This is a genomic window from Shewanella sp. SR44-3, from assembly GCF_014163735.1.
Lineage (GTDB): Bacteria > Pseudomonadota > Gammaproteobacteria > Enterobacterales > Shewanellaceae > Shewanella.
The window spans coordinates 1-9,338 of sequence record NZ_JACJDV010000064.1; the positions used below are offsets into that span (position 1 = coordinate 1).

Below are 9,338 nucleotides of genomic sequence, written 5' to 3' on the forward strand. Positions count from 1 at the left end.
GCTAGGTTTACCTTAATGGAACATCAAGGCTGGCGCTTCTCAGTGCCGGTTGGAGTGTTGATTTGGGAGTCAGAGCTACACAGCGACTCGCAGGGTCAGCGCCTGACCACTACACTTGATGACACCGATTGGTATGCAGGTATGACCTTTGATTATCAATTTGCAAATCATTGGTCAGCAGGACTGGGGATTAACTACTATGCCTTGGCCCCTAATGATGTATTAAGTTATCAGCTCAGTGTGCGTTATCGGTTCTAATTCATCAGATTGAAACGCATGTGGATGATAAATATAAAAAAGGGCGTAAGCCCTTTTTTGTTACTTCTAAACCTGTAAGCTAGCAACCACTTAATATTTACTTATAGCTTTTACAGGGTGTTTATTCAGTTACCGACCAACAAAACAGGTCACATATTTTTTGTGTTTGGTATAAGATTAGCCTTTGTTTAAATCATTTTACTTGATGAGGCTGCGATGACTCAGGGGCCGATAAAGCCAGAGATACTGCACACCGAATTAGTTGCTAAGAGTCGGTTATTTCAAATCGAGCAGATACAGCTTAGATTTTCAAATGGTGTTGAGCGTCAATACGAAAGAATGCGTGGTTCTGGCCGAGGTGCAGTTATGGTGGTGCCTATTCATCAGGGGAATATGCTGCTGGCAAGAGAATATGCAGCTGGAACCGACAATTATGAACTTGGCTTCCCCAAAGGGTTAATTGATCCTGGCGAAACTGCCGCACAAGCCGCCAACCGTGAACTACAAGAAGAGATTGGTTATGGCAGCCATAAGCTTACTTTGTTGAAAGAGCTCTCTCTCGCGCCAGGTTATTTCTCCAGTAAAATGCAAATTTTCATTGCAGAAGAGCTATTCCCCAGCCGTTTAGAAGGCGATGAGCCTGAGCCGATTGAGGTGATACCTTGGGAGTTAACTGCTTGGCAATCCTTGTTAGATAATCAAGATTTCTCAGAATCCCGAAGTGTGAGTGCATTATTTCTTGCTCAGCAATATTTAGCATCTAAGCTGTAACTAGCTAGACCTTATCTGTTAACGTCAGTCCCATTGCAATAAGCTGGGTACCAAAAGTAGTAAGTTGGCAGTTCGCATGGCGATACTGCCGGCTCTTGGAGTTTTTATGAAGCCAGAACATATCATCGAAGCCGCTATCAAGATTGCCAAAATGGGCGGTGAGGCGATCCGCGGTATTTATTTGCAAGGTGATTACCAACGTGAAATAAAGTCAGATAACACACCTGTGACGTCAGCAGATTTGGCCTCGAATGATATTATTTGTCAGCAATTGTCATTATTGACTCCAGATATTCCTATTCTCAGCGAAGAAGCTGCCGATATTCCTTTGGCGGTGCGCAGCCAATGGCAGCGCTACTGGTTGGTGGATCCCCTTGATGGCACTGGTGAGTTTATTGCTGGTAGCGGTGACTTTTCTGTGATTATCGCCTTGATTGAAAATAATCGGCCTGTAATGGGGATTGTTTATGCGCCTATGACACAAATTTGCTATTACGCCATTGCCGGAAAAGGGGCGTTTAAGCGTGACAGTGAAGGTGAGCAACAGATCCACAGTAAGCTAATGAGCTCCTTGCAAACTGATAAGTTACGCTTTGCTGTGAGCCGCAGACAAGATCCACAAGCAGTATTGAATTTATTTGACTCACAAGCCGATGCCGAGCTGGTCATTATGGGCGGTGCAGCACTTAAGAGCTGCCTAGTGGCCGAAGGAAAAGCAGATTGTTATGTGCGTTTAGGGCCAACAGGTGAGTGGGATACGGGGGCCGCACAGATTATTATCCAAGAAGCGGGTGGTAACTTGATGGATTTAGCACTGCAACCACTCAGTTATAACTTACGAGAATCGCTAGAAAATCCGAACTTCATGGTGGTGGGTAGCCCGCATTTAGCGTGGGATGAATTGCTAAACTAGCCACTGTCTTAGGTTACAAAATACAGATGAACAAATGCCCTCATTGTTGAGGGCATTTGTATTTAGACCATTGAGTATTAAGTGGTCTGTTGTCGCTCATCGAGCCAAGCATGCATACTGGCGTGATCGCCCTTAAACAACACCCTTTGTTGTTTTTGTGACAATTGATAGTCATACATAGGGTCGTAATAGCGGCTGAGTAGCAATGAGATCCACTCCAAATGCAGACTGGTGTCATTTTGACTGGTTTGATGGGCTAAAGCGCGGGCAACAGAGTCCAGCAGTTCTTGCAGAAACTTGCCTCCTAAGCGTTTTTTTATGCCATAGAGGCTAGCATTTAGGTAATCCCCAAAGGCCTTAAAGCCCGCTTCTTCACCTAATCGACACACAAAGCTTGCTAGTTTGTTATCCACATAGTCATAAAGCAAGCGTTGTAAGCGCTGCTCGTCATCTTCTTCTAATAACACTATGTCTGCATTTTGCATCGAGTTGTAAAAGGCTTTAGGTAAAGCGGAGCGGCCAATCAAAAAGCTCTCGTCTTCAAGTAACAAGTGCTTATGCTGCTTAGTTTGATGTTGCAATACTGCAATAGCCAGCTGGTTTTCAAAGTTAATTTGGCTGGGTTGTGGATCAAGGTTTTTACCAAAACTTGAGCCCCTGTGATTCGCCAACCGCTCTAAATCGACGGCTTCATGTCTAAGCTGCAGAAAATCAGTCTTACCGCTACCGGTTCTGCCGCTAAGAATAAGCATAGAGTTAAGCGCGGTGCTGGACTCTAGAGTCTGAATTAAAAATGTCCTTAAAGCCTTATAACCACCTTGAATATAGGGAAGCTCAAAACCGACCTCTTTAATCCATTGCTGGCTTAGTTGAGAACGTAATCCGCCGCGAAAACAATATAAATAACTATTTGGATTAGCTTCAATGGCCTGACGCCAAGCGGCGATGCGCTGAGCTTTTACTGTACCATTAACCAAAGAGTGCCCTAGCTTAATCGCGGCATCTTGACCCTGCTGCTTATAACAAGTGCCAACTTTTTCACGCTCACTGTCTTTCATCAAGGGTAAATTAATCGCACTAGGGAAGGCGCCCTTGGTAAATTCAATGGGAGCACGCACATCGATTAGCGGCCGAGCTTCGAGAAACAGACGAGCAAATTCTGAACTTGGAATTATCTGGCAAGTCATTAAATAATTTCCACTAACTTATCTGAGTTAGAGGTATGTAATGTGCCGATGCAATTGGCGTCAATATCTTGGCTTTCCAGTAATTTGATTAAACTGTTTTCCGATGCCTCTGAAACACAGACCAACAAACCGCCGCTAGTTTGTGGATCACATAAAATGGCTTTTTGCTCATCACTTAATTCAGGTAAATAAGCGCTGTAACTGTCAAAGTTTCTATGGGTGCCACCAGGTACGCAGCCTAAGGCGAGGTACTGTTTTACTTTTGCAAGTAAAGGCAGTGCATTAACATCGATTTTTGCAGCAAGGTTAGCCCCCTGACATACTTCGATTAAATGTCCTGCTAAGCCAAAACCTGTCACATCGGTGAGTGCGTTAACGCCAGTTATTTTAGCGATGTCGACACCGATTTTATTTAGACTACACATAGCATCAACGGCTATATGCTCATCTTCTACTTGCAGTTTTTTCTGTTTTTGCGCCGTGGTTAAAATGCCTATTCCCAAAGGTTTAGTGAGATAAAGCTTATCACCTGCTTTGGCAGTACTATTTTGCTTCAGCTGTGAAAGGGGAATTTGACCTGTTACCGCTAAACCAAAAATAGGCTCTGGGGCATCTATGCTGTGACCACCCGCAAGCATAATGCCTGCATCAGCACAGGCTTGACGGCCACCATCAACCACTTGTTGAGCAATTTCTGGGGTAAGCTTGTTCACTGGCCAGCCTAAAATTGCAATTGCCATTATAGGGGTGCCGCCCATGGCATAAATATCACTGATGGCATTGGTTGCCGCAATACGGCCGAAGGTGAATGGGTCGTCAACAATGGGCATAAAGAAGTCGGTGGTACTAATAATGCCTGTGTCGTCATTGAGTTTGTACACGGCAGCGTCATCACGGGTTTGATTACCAACAAGTAGGTTTTTGTCGACAAAGACAGGCAATTGAGACGCTAAGATAGTGCTTAAGACTTGAGGAGATATTTTACAACCACAACCAGCGCCGTGGCTGTATTCTGTGAGTTTGATTTTAGTGTCTGTCATGAGCTGGGCTACCGAATTGACTATTTAGCCGTTCATAATAACTAGATACGGCCACCGTGCAAGGTGGCCGTAGTGGATATGAGCTAATATCGGACAAATTAACGATAACTTGCAGTTAAGGCATACCAATTTTGCTGTTGGATAAGTAAATTAGCCTTGAGTTCTTCAACTTGCGTTTTCAATTGTTGGTAGGCCAATGGCTTAGCTCTGGCTTCTAGCAGTGCTTTTTTGGCTTGATAATAGGCCATCAAATGCTGTTTCATTAGCTCATATTCGGCTTCTAATTTGGCAACGACTTCATCATAGTTCGGCAAATGCGCGACTTTGTTTTGCACTCGAAGTAGTTGCATTTGCAGGCGCGCGCGCTCAATACGCTCTTGCGGTACTTTGCGTAAATCATTGGCTAAACCAACCCAGCTCATCAACTTGATTAACCATTTGGTTGGATCGTAATCCCACCATTTAATGCCATTTCGATAGTCGTTCTCAAAGATATGGTGAAAATTATGGTAACCCTCGCCATAGGTGAGTAGGGCTAAAAAGGCATTATCACGGGCGGTGTTTTTATCTGTATAAGGCTGCGAGCCCCAAATGTGAGCCAACGAATTAATGAAGAAGGTGCAATGGTGAACTACAACTAGGCGCAATAAACCAGCAATTAGCAGCATGGATAATATGTCGCCATTCAACCAACCAAGAAAAATAGGCAGGCCTATATTCATCAGCAGGACGAGTGCCAGATAGTGCTTATGTTGCCACATAACTATGGGGTCATTTTGTAAATCACGGACATTTTTATAATCATGATAACGATGAGCTTGGTATTCACGCAGCATCCAACCTATGTGGCTATACCAGAACCCTAGCTTGGCTGAGTAGGGATCTTTGTCATTATTGTCTACATGTTTATGGTGAATGCGATGATCAGAAGACCAGTGTAATGCACTGTTTTGCAAGGCAAGTGCACCACCTAGGGCAAATAGGAATCGCATCACAGGGTGAGCTTTGTAGGCTTTGTGTGACCAGAGCCTGTGGTAACCTGCGGTAATAGAAAGGCCGCTAGCGTAAGCTAATACGACAAAGGCAATCCACTCTATGGCGTCGAAACCATGGGCTAAGCCGCGCCATGGTACTAATACTAAAGCGCCGAGTAAGGTGAGGGCAAACAACAGGGTATTGAGCCAAATAATAGGGGGTTTTTTCATTAATAGTTCCAAATTTCGCGTTGAGCGTACATCTGTAAGCTAATTTAGCTTAGCACTGCACTTGGGTCAAGGCGAACAAGGCTGTGTTTCTCATTTAAAAACGGTATTATCTGTGAATTAATTTTTACTGAACGGATCTTGTTATGGGTGTTAGAGCGCAGCAGAAAGAAAAAACCCGTCGCGCCTTAGTCGATGCCGCTTTTAATCAGCTCAGTGCAGAGCGTAGTTTTTCAAGCTTGAGTCTTCGAGAAGTTGCTAGAGAAGCCGGCATTGCACCGACATCATTTTATCGCCATTTTAAAGACATGAACGAGCTCGGCTTAACCATGGTTGACGAAGGCGGGCTAACGCTGAGGCAAATGATGCGTAAAGGTCGTCAGCGAGCAGAAGCTGGTGGCAGTGTGATCCGTATTTCCGTAGATACCTTTATGGAAGTCTTAGAGTCTAATCCAAACGTATTTCGCATTTTGCTTCATGAACGTTCTGGTACATCTGCTGCATTTAGAGCTGCAGTGGAGCGTGAGATTGAGCATTTTATTTCTGAGCTTACCCATTACACAGAAGCTAACGCCAAACGTAATCCTTTATTGGCAAGAGCCCAAGCTGAAGCCTTGGTCATTTTGGTCTTTAATGCCGGTGCGTCGGCGCTGGATCTTAAGCGCAGCGATCGTAAGTTATTGGCTGATCAGTTGGTATTACAATTGCGTATGGTGGCTACAGGCGCTGAAGCCCTGCAGCATAAGATGGATAATCGAGGTTAAGCATTCGCTAAAAAGTCTGTTTGAAATGGAAAAGGCGTAATTAATGCGCCTTTTTTGTGTCTCTAATATAAGAATAAGGCTTACTTACGTTCTAGCAGCACGCCAGATTCCATATGATGGGTATAAGGAAATTGGTCGAACAAGGCAAAGCGAGTGATGCTATGGGTGTTGCTTAAGGTCTGTAAGTTATCTTTGAGGGTTTCTGGGTTACATGAAATGTACAAGATGCGCTCATAACCTTGGATCAATTTCAGGGTTTCATCATCGATACCTGCTCTAGGTGGGTCTACAAAAATGGTATTGCAGTTATAGCTGTCTAAATCTATGCCTTCCAAGCGCCTAAAGCTGCGCTTCTTTGCCATGGCATCGCTAAAGTCTTCAGCTGACATGCGGATGATCTGCACATTATCGACATTGTTAATGGCGATATTGTATTGGGCGGCATCCACTGAAGGTTTAGCCAATTCGGTGGCTAATACGCGATTGAAATTCTGAGCTAGTGCAATAGTGAAGTTACCATTGCCGCAGTAAAGCTCCAATAAATCACCTTGGCTTTGTTTAGTGGCATCGATGGCCCATTCGAGCATTTTTATCGATACTTTAGCATTAGGCTGAGTAAAGCTGTTTTCAATTTGCTTGTAATGTAAATCTTGGCCGTTGACCTTAATGGTTTCAACAACGAAATCTTTATCTAGATCGATTTTCTGTTTACGAGCTCGGCCAATAATATTGACATTAAACTGGCTAGACAGACGCAGTTTTAATGCTGCCGCTTGTGTTTGCCACTCTTCATCAAGCTGACGGTGATAAAGCAAAGACACTAAGATTTCGCCGCTTAACGTAGATAAAAAATCCACTTGGAATAATCTGTGGCGTAAGCTGTGGTTAGGTCTAAGCTCTTCCACTAGACTGGTCATGATGGCATTGATGAGTGTAGAAGCTGGCAAGTATTGCTCACAGCGCACTTTCGCATCCAGTACTTTATCAAACATATAGTAGTAAAGGTCATCCCCTTCGTGCCAAACGCGAAACTCAGCACGCATTCTATAATTGGCAGGATCTGAAGAGAATACTTCCAGCTCAGGTGGTGTGAATTGAGCAAAATCCTCAGACAGCTTGCGCTTTTTTTCGGCTAACTGCGCCTCGTAGTTACTGGGATCCATTGCGGCTAAATTCATCGTGTACACCTTAAGCATTTAAATAGGGCGCAATAATATACGTAAATGCAGTAAATTTAAAACACAGCGCGCTTTTAATCGCACATATAGGAACCGTTAAAATCAATTTAGCGGCATTCTTCAATATGGTGATAAACTTGGCAACCATAAATATGCTCGCTTTGTGTCTCAGAAGGCGGGCAGGATGATGAATCCAATGTGAACGGCATTTGTATCGGAGAGTGTGTTGTCAGGCCCAATTTTAGTATTTGATTCAGGTATAGGCGGCTTGTCTGTACTGGCTGAGATCCGCAAGCAATTACCCGCAGAGAACTATTGCTATCTGTTTGATAACGCACGTTTGCCTTATGGCAAATTATCAGAAGCAGAGCTCATCTATGGTTGTGTTGAACTCATCTGCCAACAAGTGCAGAGAATAGGCGCCGCAATAGTCGTCGTCGCCTGTAATACCGCCAGCACTCTAGTGTTACCAGTGCTGCGTCAGCGGCTCAGTATTCCAGTGGTGGGGGTGGTGCCTGCCATTAAACCCGCCGCTCAACTCTCAAAGCGTAAACATATAGGTGTACTTGCAACACCAGGCACCGTCAGTCGAGATTATACCCATAGTTTAATCAGTCAATTTGCCGATCATTGTCAGGTCGATTTATTTGGCTCATCAGAACTTGTTATGCTGGCAGAGCAAAAGGCCGCTAAGCAACCTATAGACAATCGACAATTAGCAAGAATATTGGCGCCAGTTAAAGCCTCTAAACTTGATGTGCTGGTGTTAGGTTGCACCCACTTTCCTATGCTAAAAGAAGAGTTGAGCCATTATCTTGGAGAAGATGTCCATTTACTAGACTCAGGTGAAGCCATCGCCAATAGAGTTGTCAGCTTATTACTGTCTGAGTTGTCATCTCGCGCAATAGATAAACAGCCGCAAGCTCAAGGCATAATTTATGCGGCTTATACACAAGCCATAACAGCAGGTCTTAAAATAACATTACAAGAGTATGGTGTTAGCGACTGCAATTTACTCGCCACTTAATCGTCATTGGCTATATGAGTGTTATTCAGGTGAGCATGATTCGGTAGTGTAGAGATAGCGATTAAATGTATTAGGTTAGCGGAGAGTTAGCGCCATAGGTGTGAGGATTATCGGCGTAAGGTCGTCTTGGCAATTATTGAAGGATCTAGTGTAGTAGTTAGAAAATAAAGGAACTCTCATTCGAGAGTCCCTTTAATGTAAGTTCTTAAGTGTTAGCTTTCAGAAGCTTCATTTTCTTGAGATTTAGCTTCACGAACTTTAAGTGTTCTTTCCTGGAAGCTGAAATCATTTAACTTAGTCATCGCCTTTTGGGCACCAGACTCAGACATTTCAACAAATCCAAAACCTTTACGGCGGCCTGTCTTACGATCACGCACTAAACGTACTGAATTAACCGGACCATATTCACCAAAGAGCTCTTTCACTTCACCTTCATGAACTCGGTAAGGTAAATTACCAACATAAAGCGTCATAGTTGGGCCGACATAAGGCTCATCAGATTGCGCTGAAGTATCTGAAACGAAAGTTAGGATAAGACTTGCGAGTACAGCTCCAGCAACAAAAGTAATATAGGCTGGTACGTCAGCTGCAAACTGGAATATTGCAAACGCCCCTACAAGCGTAGCAATTAAAACAATCACGAATGATTTCTGCATAAAATAATCTCTAATATAAAAATAAATGATAAATATCTGTTAAAAGCCCACATATACTAATGAATAATTGAGGGATTAACCAGAGCGCTGTAGAAAAAACGAGCTCAAATGATAAAAATAAGTTACCAGTGTCACAACTAAAGTGTAAAAAACAGCCGTTACAGGCAAAAAAACACCTTAATGGCCAAAAGCTGAACGCTTGATGAGTTTTATGCATAAAAGCCCTTGCGTAAAAAATTAAGCTCCCTATAATGCGCAACCACTGACACGGCAAGCGGCTCACGCCATTATTGCGGTAACTAACGAGTCAGTTTGAAGCCTTCAAATAGAATGTTTCAAAGC

At 43.6% G+C, this 9,338-nt stretch carries 9 protein-coding genes and 1 pseudogene; 5 read left to right on the plus strand and 5 right to left on the minus strand.

Annotation, left to right across the window (positions count from 1 at the left end):
• The 3 genes and pseudogenes from H5073_RS17435 to cysQ form a co-directional block, all read left to right on the plus strand.
• A pseudogene (locus H5073_RS17435) lies at positions 1 to 258 on the plus strand (hypothetical protein); the annotation flags it as partial.
• A 216-nt stretch (positions 259 to 474) separates the two neighbouring features.
• Positions 475 to 1,029, plus strand: coding sequence for an ADP compounds hydrolase NudE (gene nudE / locus H5073_RS17440; protein WP_182680836.1), 555 nt, complete (start codon positions 475 to 477; stop codon positions 1,027 to 1,029).
• Between the two features lie 106 nt (positions 1,030 to 1,135).
• Positions 1,136 to 1,942, plus strand: a complete 807-nt coding sequence (gene cysQ / locus H5073_RS17445; RefSeq protein ID WP_182680837.1) for a 3'(2'),5'-bisphosphate nucleotidase CysQ — start codon at positions 1,136 to 1,138, stop codon at positions 1,940 to 1,942.
• A 77-nt stretch (positions 1,943 to 2,019) separates the two neighbouring features.
• Here the strand turns inward: cysQ and mnmH are convergent, their stop codons facing one another.
• The 3 genes from mnmH to H5073_RS17460 form a co-directional block, all read right to left on the minus strand.
• Positions 2,020 to 3,129 carry a tRNA 2-selenouridine(34) synthase MnmH gene (gene mnmH / locus H5073_RS17450; protein ID WP_182680838.1) on the minus strand — a complete coding sequence of 370 codons (1,110 nt, stop codon included), beginning with the start codon at positions 3,127 to 3,129 and terminating at the stop codon, positions 2,020 to 2,022.
• Positions 3,129 to 4,169, minus strand: a complete 1,041-nt coding sequence (gene selD, locus H5073_RS17455) for a selenide, water dikinase SelD (protein WP_182680839.1) — start codon at positions 4,167 to 4,169, stop codon at positions 3,129 to 3,131. The genes mnmH and selD overlap by 1 nt, the downstream gene beginning before the upstream one ends.
• Positions 4,170 to 4,267: 98 nt before the next feature.
• A complete protein-coding gene (locus tag H5073_RS17460) occupies positions 4,268 to 5,374 on the minus strand; it encodes a fatty acid desaturase (RefSeq protein WP_182680840.1) in 1,107 nt (368 codons plus the stop codon).
• A 143-nt stretch (positions 5,375 to 5,517) separates the two neighbouring features.
• On the opposite strand from H5073_RS17460, the gene fabR reads away from it, so the two are divergent.
• Positions 5,518 to 6,135 carry an HTH-type transcriptional repressor FabR gene (gene fabR / locus H5073_RS17465; RefSeq protein ID WP_182680841.1) on the plus strand — a complete coding sequence of 206 codons (618 nt, stop codon included), beginning with the start codon at positions 5,518 to 5,520 and terminating at the stop codon, positions 6,133 to 6,135.
• 80 nt (positions 6,136 to 6,215) lie between these two features.
• Here fabR and trmA read toward each other — a convergent pair whose 3' ends face one another.
• A complete protein-coding gene (gene trmA, locus H5073_RS17470; protein ID WP_182680842.1) occupies positions 6,216 to 7,313 on the minus strand; it encodes a tRNA (uridine(54)-C5)-methyltransferase TrmA in 1,098 nt (365 codons plus the stop codon).
• Positions 7,314 to 7,539: 226 nt separating this feature from the next.
• On the opposite strand from trmA, the gene murI reads away from it, so the two are divergent.
• Positions 7,540 to 8,340 carry a glutamate racemase gene (murI, locus tag H5073_RS17475; protein WP_182680843.1) on the plus strand — a complete coding sequence of 267 codons (801 nt, stop codon included), beginning with the start codon at positions 7,540 to 7,542 and terminating at the stop codon, positions 8,338 to 8,340.
• Between the two features lie 212 nt (positions 8,341 to 8,552).
• Here the strand turns inward: murI and H5073_RS17480 are convergent, their stop codons facing one another.
• The gene (locus H5073_RS17480; protein WP_182680844.1) at positions 8,553 to 8,996 is read right to left on the minus strand and encodes an RNA-binding protein; all 444 of its coding nucleotides are present in this window, start codon (positions 8,994 to 8,996) and stop codon (positions 8,553 to 8,555) included.
• Positions 8,997 to 9,338 lie beyond the last annotated feature (342 nt).